This is a genomic window from Salinibacterium sp. G-O1 (assembly GCF_030063305.1).
In the GTDB taxonomy this organism is placed as follows: domain Bacteria; phylum Actinomycetota; class Actinomycetes; order Actinomycetales; family Microbacteriaceae; genus Rhodoglobus.
The window spans coordinates 264,011-280,587 of record NZ_JASISV010000004.1 but is presented as its reverse complement, the minus strand read 5'-3'; the positions used below and the strand labels follow the sequence as shown (position 1 = coordinate 280,587).

Here is a 16,577-nt window from a genome sequence, read left to right as displayed (position 1 = left end):
GAGCACCGTGCGGCTGTACCTCGCGTCAACGTCTCCGGCGCGACTCGCGACCCTCCGCGCGGTGGGGGTCGAACCCGTGCTGCTGTCATCCGGTGTGGATGAGGATGCCGTCGCCGCGACTGCGGGACCACTGAGCGGCCCCGCGCTCGTCCAGCTGCTCGCACGAGCCAAAGCCGAGGCGGTCGTCGGCCGCTCACCGATCGACGGATTCATCCTCGGGGGAGATTCCGCCTTCGAGATCGACGGAACGCTCTACGGCAAGCCGCACCTGCCTGAGGTCGCCCGCGAGCGCTGGCGTGCACAACGCGGGCGCACGGGGATGCTGCACTCGGGTCACTGGCTGATCGACCACCGAGGCGGCACACTGGGTCGGGCCGTCGGTGGAGTGTCAACGGCATCCGTCACCTTTGCCGACACGATCACCGACGAGGAAATCGACGCATACGTTGCCACCGGTGAACCGCTGCAGGTCGCCGGTGCCTTCACCATCGACAGCCTCGGCGCGCCCTTCATCTCCAGGGTCGACGGCGACCCGCACGCCGTCGTCGGACTGTCTGTCGCCCTGGTGCGCACCCTGCTTCTCGAGTTCGACGTTCCGTGGCATACCCTGTGGAATCGTCAGGAGCTGTAGAAACCCGCACCCCGGCTCCCGCTGTTTTTGTTTCTACCAACCAAAGGCCTCAGCGCCCTCACACCTAAGCTAGGTAACTATGGCTCGCATCACGAAGGTACTCATCGCCAACCGTGGAGAGATCGCAGTGCGCGTCGTCCGCGCTGCAAAAGACAGCGGCATCGCAACCGTTGCCGTGTACGCAGACCAGGACAGGGACGCCCGGCACGTCAAGCTCGCCGACGAGGCGTACGCGCTCGACGGCACGACGTCTGCGGAAACCTACCTCGTCATCGAAAAACTGCTGTCCGTCGCCCGGCGCTCCGGCGCTGACGCCGTGCACCCCGGCTACGGATTTCTCGCCGAGAACGCCGCGTTCGCCCAGGCTGTCATCGATGCCGGCCTGATCTGGATCGGCCCGTCCGCCGCAGCGATCGAGCAGCTGGGAGACAAGGTCTCGGCCAGGCACATCGCCGAAAAGGTCGGGGCGCCCCTCGCGCCCGGCACGCTCAACCCGGTCTCGGGAGCCGCCGAGGTGCTCGACTTCGTCGACATCCACGGGTTGCCTGTCGCCATCAAGGCCGCGTTCGGTGGTGGCGGTCGCGGACTCAAGGTCGCCCGCACCCGCGAAGAGATCCCCGAACTGTTCGAATCGGCCACCCGCGAGGCGGTCGCAGCATTCGGTCGCGGCGAGTGCTTCGTCGAGAAATATCTCGACCAGCCGCGTCACGTCGAGACCCAGTGCCTCGCAGACAGCTTCGGCAACGTCGTCGTCATCTCGACGCGCGACTGCTCGCTGCAGCGTCGGCACCAGAAGCTCGTCGAAGAAGCACCGGCACCGTTCCTCACCGACGAGCAGAACGAATTGCTGTACTCGTCCTCCAAGGCGATCCTGCGCGAGGTCGGCTACGTGGGTGCCGGAACGTGCGAGTTCCTGGTGGCTCGCGACGGAACCATCTCGTTCCTCGAGGTCAACACGCGACTGCAGGTCGAGCATCCCGTCTCTGAAGAGGTCACCGGCATCGACCTCGTGCGCGAACAGTTCCGCATCGCCGCCGGCGGCAGCATCGACTACGACGACCCCACCCCGGTCGGCCACTCGTTCGAGTTCCGCATCAACGGGGAAGACCCCGGACTGAACTTCATGCCGTCGCCAGGGCCCGTCCATGTGCTCAGGATGCCGGGAGGCCCCGGCGTGCGAGTGGACAGCGGCGTCACCACCGGAGACGTCATCAGCGGCGCGTTCGACTCGCTGCTCGCCAAACTGATCGTCACCGGATCAACGCGTGAAGACGCCCTCGAGCGCTCACGGCGCGCCCTCGACGAGTTCGAGGTCGCCGGACTGCCGACAGTGCTGCCCTTCCACCGCAAGATCGTGCGCGACCCCGCCTTCACGTCGTCGCCCTTCAGCATCTACACCCGCTGGATCGAGACGGACTTCGTCAACGACATCGAGCCCTGGAGCGGGTCACTCACCGACGGGACACCGCCCGTGGCCCGCCACAACGTCGTCGTCGAGGTGGGGGGCAAGCGCGTCGAGGTCTCCCTTCCGACGAAACTCGTCCCGACCACCGGTGGTGGAACGGCTCTCGCCGCTGCACCCAAGCGGCGGGCATCCAGCTCGGTGAGCACCGTCACGGGCGACTCGCTGAAGGCGCCCATGCAGGCCACCGTCGTGAAGCTGGCCGTCGCCGAGGGCGACCGGGTGGTGAAGGGCGACCTGATCCTCGTGCTCGAGGCGATGAAGATGGAGCAGCCTCTCGTCGCCCACAAGGACGGCACCGTGACCGGCGTCAACGCGACCGTGGGCGCCACCGTGGCATCCGGTCACCTGCTGCTGAACATCGTCGACTGACCCCGCGGCGCGACCCCGCCGCGCGCCCGCCCCACCGCCCGACCCCGCCCACCGCGCCCTCCCGGCGCGACCGCCGTCGTGCGCACGCCCGCGGTGGCGCCGAACGGCCGCGCTCGGCGGTCACCGAAGCCCCGCGGCCACAAGGTGTGCCCGCAACGTCGGCAACGACATCGCAACTGCCCAGCCCCACCGTGACATGCCTCGGCCGGATGCGCGCAGTCGATCCTCGCGCTTCTTCTCGTCCGCGAGCGCCCTGGCGGGAGACCGCCCGCGAAGGTACACCGGATTCGTGTATTTGCTGGCTCCATCGAACTCCCCCATCAGCCTGTGGTGCTTCCACCAAAAATCGGTGTAGCCGATGAGCCCGTGCCGATCGAAAAACGGCTGCTGAAGGATGGGCGGCGGAAGGTGTAGCAGGTGCATGCCCACCCGGCTGCACGACTCCCCCGGGGAGCCGGATGCCCCATCCGCGAAGTCGACGACCGCCCGGGCCTGCGCCACACCCCGCCCGCGGCCCGCGCTCACCAGCTCCTCGAAGAGCTCGGCCTTCGACAGCGGATTTCGCGTGACTGCACCCGCAGCATCCCTCGCGCCGCTCAGCGCCGCGTCGGCAACGCACACGGCTTCCCGGAAACTCGCCGTGCGGGCGACATCGATCACGGTGCGCTGCAGCGAGGTCACGTGAAGTCCGTCGATGACGCTGACCTCCCCCGGGTCGGTTCCGTGCCGCGTGAACTGCTTCGTGGATCTGCCTCCGGCCGCAGCCCCAGACGCCACATGCAGCAGTGGGGGCAGCGGTTCGACGGCAGGCAGACCCCACGCCATCGCGGCGCTGCGATGGGAGAAGATCGGGGGCGTCGGTTGCACCACCTGCGCGGCGTGCATCCTCACCAGGTAGCGCTGAAGCGTCCGCTCCTGCTCGGGAAGGATGGAGTCGACCGGCGGCGCGTACGTGCCGCGTCCGACCTTCACCAGCTCGCCGCGCCTCACCGCGGCGACGAGGGCGGCTCGGGCTCCCCTGATCCTGAGCTCAGCGTCGCGCTGGAAGTGGTCGCGCCACTCGGTTCGGGGCGTGGATGTCATCCACCGAGGCTCCCGGAACGCGGCCCCGGGCATCGTGCCGCAGCCGTCTCGGTGCACACCCGCCCGCGGACGGCCGCTGTGGACGAGGGGACCCAGCGCCGAGCGCTGCCCCTCGGCGCGAGCGCGCCCGACCGCACACGCGCGGCGGAGCCGAACGGGCGCGCTCGGCGCCCGCGGGCCTAGTCGACGATGTGCATCGCGCGGGCGGCATCCGTGATGCTGCCCGTCAGCGACGGGTACACCGAGAACGCACGGGCCAGCTGGTCGACGGTCAGACGGTGCTCCACGGCGAGCGCGACCGACATGATCAGCTCGGATGCGTGCGGTGCCACGATGATGCCGCCAATGACGGTGCCCGAGCCCGTGCGGGCGAAGAGCTTCACGAAACCGTCCTTGATGCCCATCATCTTGGCGCGAGGGTTCGACGCGAGGGGCAGTTTGTAGACCTCACCCTGAGCGACGCCATCCTCGATCTGCTTCTGCGTCCAGCCGACTGTCGCGATCTCGGGCTGGGTGAAGATGTTGGATGTCACGTTCCGCAACTCGATCGGAGTGACGCCGTCACCCATCGCATGAAACACGGCCGTGCGCCCCTGCATCGATGCGACGGAGGCGAGCGGCAGGAAGTCCGAGCAGTCGCCGGCCGCGTAGATGGACGGCATGGATGTTCGGGCGACCCTGTTCACGCGGATGTGGCCGGATTCGGTCAGCTGCACTCCGGCCTCCTCGAGGCCGATCCCTGCCGTGTTGGGAATGGATCCCACGGCGAGGAGGCAGTGGCTGCCTTCGACGGTCCGTCCGTCGGCGAGGGTGGCGATCACGCCTGTCTCGGTGCGGGCGACGGACGCGGCACGGGACTTGGAGAGCACCTGCATCCCGTTGCGCTTGAAGACATCCTCGATCACGCGCGCGGCGTCGGCATCTTCGCCGGGGAGGACCTGGTCGCGCGATGAGATCAGCGTGACCTCGGAACCGAGCGCCCGGTATGCGGACGCGAACTCGGCACCGGTCACACCGGAACCCACCACGATGAGGTGCTCAGGCACCTGGCTAAGCGTGTACAGCTGCGTCCAGGTCAGGATGCGCTCGCCATCCGGCACGGCGGTGTCAAGGATGCGCGGGCGGGCGCCCACGGACACCACCACGGTGTCTGCGTCGATCTCATCGAAGTCGGTGCCGGCGGTGCCCTTGCCCGTGGACACGACGAGACGCTGGGGGCCGTCGAGGCGGCCCTCCCCCTGGACGATGCGAACCCCGGCCTTGATCAGCTGGGACTTCATGTCTTCGGACTGCTGGCGCGCGAGCCGCATGAGGCGGGCGTTGACGGCAGACAGGTTGACCGTGACCTCGGGCCGCACTGCCCTGCCCGATTCTGAGCGGGTGAAGAACTGCACGCCGAGGTCGGCGGCTTCGCCGATGCCGTTGGTCGCTTCGGCGGTGGCGATGAGAGTTTTCGACGGCACCACGTCGGTGAGAACGGCCGACCCGCCGACACCTTCGCGCTCAACAAGGGTCACCTCTGCGCCTAATTGCGCCCCGGCCAGAGCTGCCTCGTATCCTCCAGGCCCACCTCCGAGTATCGCGATGCGTTGCGTGCGCTCGAATTCATAGGCCATTGCTCAATTGTCGCAGAATAGAGTGGGGGAATGTCGCAGCCGACCTTCTCCCATCCCCTTGATGATCCCGCTTCCGATCCGTTCGCGATCGCAGCCACCGCCGCCGCAGAAATTGCGGAGAGAACCGGTGTCGAGAAGCACGACATCGCTCTGACTCTCGGCAGCGGCTGGGCGAAAGCCGCCGACCTGATCGGCGAGACGACGGCCACGATCACGGCCCAGGACATCACCGGTTTCGGCGCCCCGGCGCTGGCTGGCCACGTGGGCACCCTGCGTTCAGTTCTTCTGCCGAGCGGCAAGCGCGCCCTGGTGATCGGGGCACGCACTCACTACTACGAGGGGCACGGTGTTCGCCGCGTGGTGCACTCGGTGCGCACCGCGGCCGCGACCGGCGCCACCACGATGATCCTGACCAACGGCGCTGGGGGCATCCGTGAGACGTGGAAGCCCGGCACGCCCGTGCTCATCAGCGACCACATCAACCTGACGGCCGACTCCCCCCTCGAGGGCGCCACGTTCGTCGACCTCACCGACCTATACAGCGCACGCCTGCGCGACCTCGCCCGTTCCGTGCAGAGCGACCTCGATGAGGGTGTCTATTGCCAGTTCCGCGGTCCGCACTACGAGACTCCCGCTGAGGTCCAGATGGCGAAGACGATCGGCGGCCACATCGTGGGCATGTCGACCGCGCTCGAGGCGATCGCCGCCCGGCAGGCGGGCATGGAGATCCTGGGCATGTCACTGATCACGAACCTGGCTGCGGGCATCCAGAAGACACCGCTGAGCCACGAAGAGGTCATTCAGGCCGGCAAGGACGCCGAATCCACCATCAGCAGCCTTCTCGCACGCATCGTGGCAAGCCTGTGATCGCCGAGCTGCTGGCCGACGCGCGTTCCTGGCGCGACCAGGATCCGGATGCCACGACCAAGGCCGAGCTCGATGACCTCGTTTCGGCGACCGAGGCCGGCGACCCCGTCGCTGAGGCCGCTCTCGCCGACCGCTTCTCGGCCCGGCTGGAGTTTGGCACCGCGGGCCTTCGCGGCGAGCTGGGTGCTGGCCCACGCCGGATGAACCGTGTGCTCGTCACACAGGCTGCCGCGGGGCTCGCCGCCTACCTGCTCGGCCGCGAATCGAACCCGAGCATCGTCATCGGCTACGACGGTCGCCGCAACTCCGAGGTCTTCGCGCGCGACACCGCCACGATCATGGCCGGCGCCGGCGTCACGACCACCCTGCTGCCCCGGCACCTGCCGACCCCCGTGCTTGCGTTCGCCGTGCGCCACCTCGACGCGAGTGCGGGTGTGATGGTCACCGCGAGCCACAACCCGGCCAACGACAACGGCTACAAGGTCTATCTGGGGCGCGATGATCACGGTTCGCAGATCGTGCCGCCGGAGGATGGCCTGATCGCCTCCGCGATCGATCTCGTGTCGACCGTCTCGATCGTCGACCTTCCGCGATCGACCGACTTCATCGTCGCCGACGACACTGTGCTCGACGAGTACGTTCGGCGGACGGCGACCCTCGGCCACTGCGCCACGCCCGTGAGCTTCGTCTACTCGGCGATGCACGGCGTGGGATGGGAGACGGCCGAGCTGGTGTTCGCGGCCGCCGGGTTTGGCACGCCCGCTGTCGTAGCCGAGCAGATCGAACCGGATGCCACCTTCCCGACTGTCGCGTTCCCCAACCCGGAGGAACCTGGGGCGATGGATCTGACTCTCGCCAAGGCTGCCGAGGTCGGGGCCGATCTCGCGATCGTGAACGACCCTGACGCAGACCGGCTCGCCGTGGCGGTTCCGGGACGTGACGGGGAGTGGCGCAGGCTGAGCGGAAACGAGGTCGGTTACCTGCTCGGCTGGAGGGCGGCCGAGCGAGCCGTCGCCGGGGGTGCGACCCAGGGCGGCACCCTGGCCGCATCCATCGTCTCAAGCCCGGCGCTTCGGGCCATTGCGGCCGACTACGGGCTCGGCTACGAGGACACTCTCACCGGTTTCAAATGGATCTCACGCGCCGAGAACCTGATCTATGGTTTCGAGGAGGCTCTCGGCTATCTCGTTGACCCGCAGATCGTCCGCGATAAGGACGGCATCTCGGCCGCCATCGACTTCCTTTCGCTCGCCTCTGAGCTGAAGGCCGCCGGCCGCACCATCGACGACCACTTCGACAGCTTTGCCGACCGTTTCGGCGCGTACGCCTCTAGCCAGATCTCGCTGCGGTTCTCCGATCTCACGCAGATTTCGGGAACGATGACGAGGCTGCGGTCGCAGTTGCCCAGCCAGATCGGCACGATCGCCGTCTCCTCGGTTGACGACTTCGTCGCCGGCTTCGAGCACTACCCGGCCGGTGACATCCTGCGCATCCACCTCGTTGGAGGAGCTCGCGTGATCGTGCGGCCCAGCGGCACGGAGCCAAAGCTGAAGGTCTACATCGATGCGTCGAGCACCGAAGGCACCGCCGCCGAACGACGCGCAGCCGCCGAGGCCGTCGTGGCCGAGCTGGATGCCGGAATGCGGACGCTGCTGGAGGCCTGACCCCCTGTCGCAGGTGGGCTACGAGCCCAGCGACGCCTCAAGTTTGACCGTCAGTTCGTCGGTGTCGAAGTAGTTCTCGATGACAATGACGTCGGCGAATGTCGCGCCGATGGCGTCCACGAATTCTGCCGACGTGAGGATCACCTGGGCGTCTGCTGCGACCTCCTTGACCGAGGAGATGTCGGCGGCAATCACCGTGGCCTCGATGTCCAGTTTGCGCAATACCCGCTCGGCATTGACCTTCAGGATGCCCGAACTGCCGATTCCGGCGCCGCAAATGGTCACGATCTTCATGCCGTCACGTCCATGATCGCCCGCACTTCGGCCGGTGTACTGGCGGCCGCCAGGTCGGCGATCGCCGAGGAGTCGTTGAAGACGTTCGCGACCGCGGCAACGGCCGCAAGATGGGTGTCTACCGATGCGATGGCCAGCCCCAGGATGACGCTGACCGGATCGTTGTGCGGATGCCCGAAGTTCACGGGCGTCGCGAGCGTCACGATCGACAGCCCATCGGAGATGACCTCGGGGCCGGGCCGGGCGTGGGCCAACGCCAGCCCGGGGGCGATGACGACGTATGGGCCGAACTGCTCGATCATCCGGATCATCTCGCCCGAATAGCCGGGCTTCGCGGATCCGGAACGCGCGAGCGCCTCCCCCGCGAGTGTCACGGCAGCGCGCCAGTCCGCGGCCTCCGCTGCGATGACGATGGCGTTCTCTGGAAGCGGGGGGAGGCTCATGATCAGGCCGCGTCGAAGCCGGCCGTGATGATGTCGGCGAGCTCCTCGCGCTCCTCCAGCGGCAGGAACGCCGACGCGGCAGCGTTGAGCTGGAATACGGCGAGATCGGTGAGGTCGTAGCCAAAGGTCTCGGCCAGCAGGTACAACTCCCGCGTCAGTGACGTGGCGCTCATCAGCCTGTTGTCTGTGTTCACCGTGACCCTGAAACCGAGCTGGTAGAGCAGGTCGAAGGGGTGGTCGATCAGCTCGTCACCCCACTGCTCGATGGCGCCGGTCTGCAGGTTCGAGCTGGGGCTGAGCTCCAGTGCGATCTCGCGGTCTTTCACCCACTGGGCAACCGGCCCCAGCGTCACGTAGGTGTTCTCGTCGTCTTCGCTCGAGGTGGCGATGTCTTCGGCGAGGCGCACGCCATGACCGAGACGCAGGGCCCGACCGTCGAACAGCGCACCACGAATGGACTCAAGACCGTCGGCTTCACCCGCATGAACGGTGGTGGGGAGGTAGTTGCGAGCAAGAAGATCGAAGGCGTCGCGCATGTTGCTGGCCGGGAATCCCGCCTCGGCACCGGCGATGTCAAACCCGACGACGCCGTTGCCGCGGTGGCGCACTGCCAGCTCGGCGATCTCGAGCCCACGGCCTGCATGGCGCATGGCACTGATCAGCTGGCCGACCCGGATGCTTCCGCCGCCGTTTGCGACGTCGTCAGCGCCCGCATCCAGCCCCTCCTGCACCGCCTCGACAGTCTCGTCGAGGCTGAGCCCGCGAGCGAGGTGCTGCTCCGGCGCCCACCGGATTTCGCCGTAAACGACGCCGTCTGCGCCAAGATCCTGCACGAACTCGCGAGCGACCCGCGTGAGCCCCTCCTTGGTCTGCATCACACCGGTGGTGATGTCGAACGTCTTCAGGTACTCCACCAGCGAGCCAGAATCTGACTGGTTCGCGAACCAGGTCGCGAGCCCATTGGCGTCAGAGACAGGTACCGGCATGCCCACGGCATCCGCCAGCTCGATGATGGTCTGGGGGCGCAGCCCACCGTCAAGGTGATCGTGCAGGGAGACCTTGGGGAGGCGAGCGATGTCCGCTCCGCTTCCGGGCAGGATGTACTCGTTGACCGCGCTGTTCATAAGGTTCAATCTACCGGGTGGCGGCTGAGGGGTAGCCTCATGTCTGATGCCAACCAAGATCATCCTGGACTGCGATCCGGGCCACGACGACGCCATTGCCATGCTGCTCGCCTGGGGCAGCCCTGATATTGATTTGGTCGGGGTGACCACGGTGATGGGCAACCAGACCATCGAGAAGGTCACCCGCAACGCGCTGTCGGTGGCCCGGGTCGCCGGAATCACGGGCGTGCCCTTTGCGCGCGGCGCGCACCGGCCGCTCGTGCGGCTGGTCGAGGTGGCGGAGACCATCCACGGGGAGTCGGGGCTAGACGGCCCGGTGCTGCCCGATCCGACAATCCAGCTCGACCCCCGTCACGCCGTCGACTTCATCATCGACACCGTCATGGCCGCAGACATCGGAGAGATCACCCTCGTCCCGACCGGCGCGCTTACCAACATCGCGCTGGCCGTGCGCAAAGAGCCACGCATCGTCGAGCGGGTGAAACAGGTCGTGCTGATGGGCGGCGGGGTCAACGTCGGCAACTGGAGCGCGACGAGTGAGTTCAACATCGTGATCGACCCCGAGGCGGCACACATAGTTTTCAACGAGTCGTGGCCGCTGACGATGGTTGGGCTCGACCTGACCCATGAGGCGCTGGCCACGCCCTCCGTCGTTGCTGCGATCGCGGCCGTCGGCACCTCCCCCGCGAGGTTTGTCGGCGAGTTGCTTGAGTTCTTCGCTGAAACCTACCGAGAGCACCAGGGCTTCGAGTTCCCTCCCGTCCACGACCCGTGCGCGGTGGCGTTCGTCATCGACCCGACCGTGATGCAGGTCACGCGCGTGCCCCTCGATGTCGAGCTCACCGGCACGCTGACGCTCGGGATGACCGTGGCCGACTTCCGCGCGCCGGCCCCCGACGACTGCACGACGCAGGTCGCCGGCAAACTCGACCACGCGAAGTTCTGGGCGCTCGTCGTCGACGCTCTCGAGCGCATCGGCGACCCCGAGCTTGGGCAGCCGCCGCACTACCGTCGAGGTCGCCCCCTCAGCTAGCGAGCCCGCCCGCCAGCATCGAGACCTCCACTTTTGCTGCCTCCAGACCATGCGAGGCAGCAAAAGTGGAGATCTCGCTGGTTTTGACGAGAGCCCGAGCGGATCTCGGTCAGTCGATGCGGCCGGCGAGCAGCGGCCCGCCATCGTCGATCGTGTCGCCGGCGTCACCGATGCGGTAGGCGCCGTCGAGAGCCTCGATCGCACGCTCGAATCGGTCCGACTCGTGCGTGTGCATGATGAACAGGGGCTGTCCCTTGACGACGGCGTCTCCGGGCTTGGCGAGCAGGTCGATTCCGGCCGCGTGATGCACCGGATCCTGCTTTCGCGCGCGACCGGCACCCAGCCGCCAGGCCGCGATGCCGAAGGGCAGCGCCTCCTGCGCGACGAGCACGCCGTCACGCTCGGCGAGCACGGGCTGTGACTCGAGCGGGGTCGGCAGCGCAGCATCCGGATCGCCGCCCTGGGCCGAGATCATCGCGCGCCAGGTGTCCATCGCGCGCCCGTCGGCGAGAGCGGCCTCGACATCCGCGTCCGGCTGTCCGGCAAGCGCGAGCATTTCGCGCGCAAGGGCAACCGTAAGTTCGACGACATCCGAGGGTCCGCCGCCTGCGAGCACCTCCACCGATTCGCGCACCTCGTTGGCGTTGCCGATGGTGAGCCCCAGCGGAACATTCATGTTGGTCAGCAGCGCCACGGTGTTGACGCCGGCATCCTTACCCAGTCGAACCATGGTCTCGGCAAGTTCGCGGCTGCGGGCTGGATCTTTCATGAACGCGCCAGAGCCGAACTTCACGTCGAGCACCAGGGAGGCGGTGCCCTCAGCGATCTTCTTGCTCATGATGGATGACGCGATCAGCGGTATTGCCTCAACGGTGCCCGTGATGTCGCGCAGGCTGTAGAGCTTTCCGTCCGCGGGCGCGAGGCCGGTTCCTGCCGCACAGATCACGGCACCCACCGACCGCAGCTGGGCATAGAACTCGTCGTTGGACAGGGCTGCACGCCAGCCCGGGATGCTCTCTAGCTTGTCGAGCGTGCCGCCGGTGTGGCCGAGGCCGCGCCCGGACAGCTGCGGAACCGCGACACCGAACGAGGCGACAAGTGGCGCGAGCGGGAGGGTGATCTTGTCTCCAACGCCACCCGTCGAGTGCTTGTCCGTGGTGATCTTGCCGAGGTCGTCGAATGAGAGAGTCTCGCCGGAGGCAATCATGGCCATCGTGAGGTCGCGTATTTCTTCGCGCTCCATGCCGTTCAGGAAGATCGCCATCGTCATGGCGGCCATCTGCTCGTCCCCGACGTACCCGCGTGTGTAAGCATCGACGAGCCAGTCGATCTGAGCGGTGGTGAGCGCGCCGTGATCCCGCTTGGTGTGGATGAGGTCGACGACATCGAATGCTTCAACGGCCATGGTGATTCCTTACGATCGACAGACGCTACTCGGCGCGGTACGCCTCGAGAGTGCGAGGTCCGAACGCGTCCGGGATCACCTCGGCTATGGTGCGGATTCCGGAGACGGTTTCGAGAAGCATGCCGTCAGCGGAATGTTCGAACAGCAGTTGCCTGCAACGCCCGCATGGCATGAGCGCGCCGCCGTTGCCGTCGACGCAGGTGAACGCGACCAGCTTGCCGCCGCCGGTCATGTGCAGCGACGAGACCAGGGCGCACTCGGCACATAACGTCAGGCCGTACGACGCATTTTCCACGTTGGCGCCGGAGATGATGCGACCGTCGTCAACTATCGCGGCTACGCCAACCGGGAAGTTGGAGTAGGGCACGTAGGCGTGGGTGAGTGCCTCGTTCGCGACGGCGCGCAGGGCATCCCAATCGATGGATTCCGAGTCAACGCTGCTCACGATTTTACGTACGCCTTCCCGGATGCGGCCGGCGCTCTCACCTGACCGACCAGGCCCGCGACGGCGAAGATCGTGACGAGGTACGGCAGCATCAGCATGAATTGGCTCGGCACGGGAGATCCGACGATGCTCAGCACGCTCTGCAGGTTGGAGGCGAAGCCGAAGAGCAGCGCGGCCAGCGTCGCCCGGATCGGATCCCACCGTCCGAAGATCACGGCGGCGAGGGCGATGAATCCGGCGCCGGCCGTCATCTCCTTGTTGAAGGCACCGACCGATCCGAGGGTGAAGTACGCGCCACCGAGGCCGGCGATGGCGCCAGCGAGCGAGACGTTCCAGAACCGCGTGCGATTCACGTTGATACCGACAGTGTCAGCCGCCTGCGGGTGCTCACCGACCGCGCGCAGGCGCAGGCCCCACTTGGTCTTGAACAGCGCGAACCACACCGCGGCAACGGCCACGTACATGATGTAGATGATGATGGTCTGGCGGAAGAACACCGGCCCGATGATCGGAATCTCGCCGAGCAACGGAATCGGAAGCCGCGGGAAGCGTGGCGGCGAGTTGAGCAACGCGGCGTTCGGGCTCAGCAGCTTCGAGAACAGGAAGCTGGTGAGACCGATGACGAGCACGTTCAGCACGACTCCGACGATCACCTGGTCGACGATGTACTTGATCGAGAACGCTGCGAGCACGAACGACACGAGCATTCCGGCGATCACCGCGGCGAGCAGGCCCAGGACCGGCTGCTGGGTGATGGATGCCACGACAGCCGACGCGAAGGCGCCGGCGAGCAACTGACCCTCGATGGCGATGTTGACCACGCCGACGCGCTCGGAGATGACGCCACCGAGAGAGCCGAAGATGAGCGGGGCGCTGAGTCCGACGGCGCCGACCAGCAGACCGGGAACGGGGATCAACTGCCCCGCAGCGGCCCACGTGAGGAACGCGACAAGAAACAGCGCGGCGAACAGTGCGGTCATCCACAGTGGCGTTCGCATCGCCCGATACGACAGCCAGGCCGAGTACGCGGCCATCGCGAACAGCAGGATGACCACGACGGTGGTCACGATCACCACGTCAGCCGAGATGGCGGGAAGCTGGATCAGGTCGCTGCTCGTCGACAGCCGGAAGGTGGTGATGCCGCTGCGGGCGCCGACGGTGAAGAGCAACAGGGCGATGATCGCGAAGATGCCGAAGCCGATGGGCGGCTTCCAGTTCCTGACTGCAGCCTTCGAGAGGCTCACGGTCTGGGCGGGGCTGGTTGAGGTAGCGACGCTCACTTGGTCACCATCGCATTCGGGTTGAGCGCCTTAGCTCGGCGCATGGAGCCTGGGACCGGCAGTCGGAAGATCGCTCTCACGAGTGGCGGTGCTGCGATGAACAGCACGATGAGGGACTGCACGACGAGCACGATGTCGACGGGCACCCCCTGCGCTGCCTGCATCGAGTAGCCGCCAGCCTTGAGCGCTCCGAACAGAATTCCGGCGAAGAACACTCCGACAGGTTTGGAACGACCGAGCAACGCGACGGTAATCGCATCGAAGCCAATGCCGGCATCGATGCCCTCGCTGAAGCCCGTGGTGACGGTGCCGAGGATCTGGGCGACGCCGGCGAGGCCAATAAGGCCACCGGAGATGAGCATCGCGTACACGTAGATGTTCTTCACGTTCATGCCGGCGACCCGTGCCGCGTGCGGATTCGCACCCACAGCGCGGAACTGGAATCCGAGGTTCGACCTGTTGATCAGGTACCAGACCCACACGGTCGCTGCGATCGCGAAAATGAAGCCCCAGTGCAGGTTGTACTTCGCGCCGAGCAGATCCGGGAACACCGCGCTCGGCAGCATGGCCGGCGACTTCGGGTTGTTCGAGCCCGGTGCCTGCAGGGCGCCCTGCGTGCGCAGCAGATACGAGATCAGGTAGAGCCCGATGTAGTTGAGCATGATCGTCACGATCACCTCGTGGGCCCCGGTGCGTGCCTTCAGCAGGCCCGCTATTCCGCCCCAGATCGCACCGGCAGCGACTCCGGCGATCACCGCGACGATAAGGTGCAGCGGGAACGGCATCGGGAAGGTGAAGGCGACATAGCCGGCAGCACCGGCCGCGACGAGCATCTGTCCGCGACCACCGATGTTGAACAATCCGGTGCGGAACGAGACCGCCACGCCGAGGCCCGCCGCGATCAGCGGGGTGGCGAAGGTGAGCGTCTCGGTGAGCGGCTTGATCCCATCGGCGAATCCGGGGCGCCTGAAGTTGTAGATGGAACCCTGGAACAGAGCCGAATACGCCCCGGCCGCGGCATCCCAGATCGCCTTCAGGGTGTCACCGGGCCGGGAGAAGAAGTACCCGGATGCCGCCTGGACGTTCTTGTCTGTGACGGCGATCAGGATCGCTCCGGCGATCAGGGCGAGCACCACGGCGAGCACGGAGATCATCGCGCTGCCACCGAGGATGTCCCGAAGCACCTGCTGTGAGCGGGAGCCTTCCTGGGTCTCGGGCTCTGGCGTGACCGGGGTTACGGTCTCTTCCGGCTGCACGGGCGGGGGCAGTTGTTCGCTCATGCTGCACTCTCTACGGATTTGGGTGCTTCCCCGGCCATCATCAGGCCGAGCACTTCTCTGGGGGTATCACCGGGCACGATGCCGACGATCGATCCTCGATACATCACGGCGATGCGGTCAGCGAGCGCGACAACCTCGTCGAGTTCGGTGGAGACCACCAGCACGGGGATGCCGGCGTCGCGTGTCTCCACGATGCGGGTGTGGACGAACTCGATCGAACCCACATCGAGTCCTCGCGTGGGCTGGGCGGCAACAAAAAGGCGCAAATCGCGGCTGAGTTCGCGGGCGAGCACAACCTTCTGCTGGTTTCCGCCCGAGAGTCGACCGACGTGGGTGGTGATTCCCTGGGCGCGAATGTCGAACTCCTTGACCTTCTCGCGCGCAAATTCGTCGAGGAAGCCCAGCTGGAGGGTGCCGCGCTTGACGAATGGCTCCTTATTGGAGCGGTCAAGCATGAGGTTCTCGGCGATGGTGAAGTCGGCTACCAGGCCATCTTCGGTGCGGTCTTCCGGTATGAAACCGACGCCGGCATCCAGAGTCTTTCTGACCGAACCGCGAATGGACTTGCCATCGAGTGTGATCGAGCCCGTCACCCTCGGCTGCAGCCCCAGGATCGCCTCGACGAGCTCGGTCTGCCCGTTGCCCTGCACTCCGGCGATCGCAAGCACCTCGCCCTCAAGCACCTCGAAGCTCACGTTGTTCACGACGAGCTGGTTGCTCGGGTCGATGACAGACAGGCGGTCGACGACCAGTGCCGGCTTGCCGAGCTTCGCCGGCCCCTTGTCGACGGTCAGGTCGACTGCGCGGCCAACCATCAGCGAGGCAAGTTCCTCGTTCGTGGCGGTGGGCGATGCTTCGCCGACCACCTTTCCGAGGCGGATGACCGTGATGCGGTCTGCGACCTCGCGCACCTCGCGCAACTTGTGGGTGATGAAAACAATGGATGTGCCCGACTCCTTGAGCTGGCGCATGATGGCCATGAGCTCGTCGGTTTCCTGCGGGGTGAGCACTGCTGTCGGCTCGTCGAAGACCAGAACCTTTGCATCGCGCGAGAGCGCTTTGATGATCTCCACCCGCTGCTGCACGCCGACAGGCAGGTCTTCGATCCGCGCATCCGGATCGACATGGAATCCGAACCGTGCCGAGATCTCGCGTACCTTCTCGCGCGCACCAGCCAGGTCGAGGCGGCCGCCGAAGGTGGTGTCCTCATGGCCGAGCATGACATTTTCGGCGACTGTGAAGACCGGGATGAGCATGAAGTGCTGATGAACCATGCCGATGCCTGCGGCCATCGCATCTCCGGGACCGGCGAAGTGCTGAACCTCATCGCCGAGCAGGATCTGACCTTCGTCGGCGCGGTACAGACCGTAGAGCACGTTCATGAGCGTGGACTTGCCTGCACCGTTTTCGCCCAGAAGGCAGTGGATCTCACCTGGTTCAACCGTGAGATCGATGTGGTCATTGGCGACCAGCGAACCGAATCTCTTGGTAATTCCGCGAAGTTCTAGCTTCATGTCAACCAATCTAACCTGCAGTCAACTCTGACTGCGTTCGGGATAAAACGAGGGCGGGGAGGCC

At 66.3% G+C, this 16,577-nt stretch carries 15 protein-coding genes; 5 read left to right on the top strand and 10 right to left on the bottom strand.

Translation table 11 applies throughout. The annotated features are described in order from the left end of the window. The first annotated feature begins 7 nt into the window (after positions 1 to 7). Together QMG83_RS14795 and QMG83_RS14790 are read left to right on the top strand one after the other, a co-directional pair. Positions 8 to 631 carry a Maf family protein gene (locus QMG83_RS14795; RefSeq protein ID WP_283506172.1) on the top strand — a complete coding sequence of 208 codons (624 nt, stop codon included), beginning with the start codon at positions 8 to 10 and terminating at the stop codon, positions 629 to 631. A gap of 79 nt (positions 632 to 710) precedes the next feature. Then, positions 711 to 2,465: an acetyl/propionyl/methylcrotonyl-CoA carboxylase subunit alpha gene (locus tag QMG83_RS14790; RefSeq protein ID WP_283506171.1), complete on the top strand. Its 1,755-nt coding sequence runs from the start codon at positions 711 to 713 to the stop codon at positions 2,463 to 2,465. Positions 2,466 to 2,585: 120 nt separating this feature from the next. Here QMG83_RS14790 and QMG83_RS14785 read toward each other — a convergent pair whose 3' ends face one another. Together QMG83_RS14785 and QMG83_RS14780 are read right to left on the bottom strand one after the other, a co-directional pair. Then, positions 2,586 to 3,548, bottom strand: a complete 963-nt coding sequence (locus QMG83_RS14785) for a hypothetical protein (RefSeq protein WP_283506170.1) — start codon at positions 3,546 to 3,548, stop codon at positions 2,586 to 2,588. A gap of 179 nt (positions 3,549 to 3,727) precedes the next feature. Further along, a complete protein-coding gene (locus QMG83_RS14780; RefSeq protein WP_283506169.1) occupies positions 3,728 to 5,164 on the bottom strand; it encodes an NAD(P)H-quinone dehydrogenase in 1,437 nt (478 codons plus the stop codon). Positions 5,165 to 5,194: 30 nt separating this feature from the next. On the opposite strand from QMG83_RS14780, the gene QMG83_RS14775 reads away from it, so the two are divergent. Both QMG83_RS14775 and QMG83_RS14770 read left to right on the top strand, forming a co-directional pair. Further along, the gene (locus QMG83_RS14775) at positions 5,195 to 6,031 is read left to right on the top strand and encodes a purine-nucleoside phosphorylase (RefSeq protein WP_283506168.1); all 837 of its coding nucleotides are present in this window, start codon (positions 5,195 to 5,197) and stop codon (positions 6,029 to 6,031) included. Then, entirely contained in the window at positions 6,028 to 7,695 is a 1,668-nt protein-coding gene (locus QMG83_RS14770; RefSeq protein ID WP_283506167.1) for a phospho-sugar mutase, read from the top strand. Before QMG83_RS14775 ends, QMG83_RS14770 begins: the two co-directional genes overlap by 4 nt. An 18-nt stretch (positions 7,696 to 7,713) precedes the next feature. On the opposite strand, the gene QMG83_RS14765 is transcribed toward QMG83_RS14770, so the two are convergent. The 3 genes from QMG83_RS14765 to QMG83_RS14755 are packed head-to-tail and all read right to left on the bottom strand — an operon-like array spanning position 7,714 to position 9,556. Then, on the bottom strand, positions 7,714 to 7,989 hold the full coding sequence (locus tag QMG83_RS14765) for a PTS sugar transporter subunit IIB (RefSeq protein ID WP_283506166.1): 276 nt from the start codon (positions 7,987 to 7,989) through the stop codon (positions 7,714 to 7,716). Continuing rightward, entirely contained in the window at positions 7,986 to 8,432 is a 447-nt protein-coding gene (locus QMG83_RS14760) for a PTS sugar transporter subunit IIA (protein WP_283506165.1), read from the bottom strand. The genes QMG83_RS14765 and QMG83_RS14760 overlap by 4 nt, the downstream gene beginning before the upstream one ends. 2 nt (positions 8,433 to 8,434) lie before the next feature. Further along, positions 8,435 to 9,556: an adenosine deaminase gene (locus QMG83_RS14755; protein ID WP_283506164.1), complete on the bottom strand. Its 1,122-nt coding sequence runs from the start codon at positions 9,554 to 9,556 to the stop codon at positions 8,435 to 8,437. A 46-nt stretch (positions 9,557 to 9,602) separates the two neighbouring features. On the opposite strand from QMG83_RS14755, the gene uriH reads away from it, so the two are divergent. After that, positions 9,603 to 10,589 carry a uridine-preferring nucleoside hydrolase UriH gene (uriH, locus tag QMG83_RS14750; RefSeq protein ID WP_283506163.1) on the top strand — a complete coding sequence of 329 codons (987 nt, stop codon included), beginning with the start codon at positions 9,603 to 9,605 and terminating at the stop codon, positions 10,587 to 10,589. A gap of 109 nt (positions 10,590 to 10,698) precedes the next feature. On the opposite strand, the gene QMG83_RS14745 is transcribed toward uriH, so the two are convergent. The 5 genes from QMG83_RS14745 to QMG83_RS14725 are packed head-to-tail and all read right to left on the bottom strand — an operon-like array spanning position 10,699 to position 16,513. Continuing rightward, positions 10,699 to 11,994 (bottom strand): thymidine phosphorylase, encoded by a 1,296-nt coding sequence (locus QMG83_RS14745; protein ID WP_283506162.1) that lies wholly within the window; start codon positions 11,992 to 11,994, stop codon positions 10,699 to 10,701. A gap of 25 nt (positions 11,995 to 12,019) precedes the next feature. After that, positions 12,020 to 12,439 carry a cytidine deaminase gene (locus QMG83_RS14740; RefSeq protein WP_283506161.1) on the bottom strand — a complete coding sequence of 140 codons (420 nt, stop codon included), beginning with the start codon at positions 12,437 to 12,439 and terminating at the stop codon, positions 12,020 to 12,022. Next, the gene (locus QMG83_RS14735; RefSeq protein WP_283506160.1) at positions 12,436 to 13,719 is read right to left on the bottom strand and encodes an ABC transporter permease; all 1,284 of its coding nucleotides are present in this window, start codon (positions 13,717 to 13,719) and stop codon (positions 12,436 to 12,438) included. Before QMG83_RS14735 ends, QMG83_RS14740 begins: the two co-directional genes overlap by 4 nt. Continuing rightward, entirely contained in the window at positions 13,716 to 14,999 is a 1,284-nt protein-coding gene (locus tag QMG83_RS14730; protein WP_283506159.1) for an ABC transporter permease, read from the bottom strand. The genes QMG83_RS14735 and QMG83_RS14730 overlap by 4 nt, the downstream gene beginning before the upstream one ends. Then, a complete protein-coding gene (locus tag QMG83_RS14725) occupies positions 14,996 to 16,513 on the bottom strand; it encodes an ABC transporter ATP-binding protein (protein WP_283506158.1) in 1,518 nt (505 codons plus the stop codon). Before QMG83_RS14725 ends, QMG83_RS14730 begins: the two co-directional genes overlap by 4 nt. Between the last annotated feature and the right edge of the window lie 64 nt (positions 16,514 to 16,577).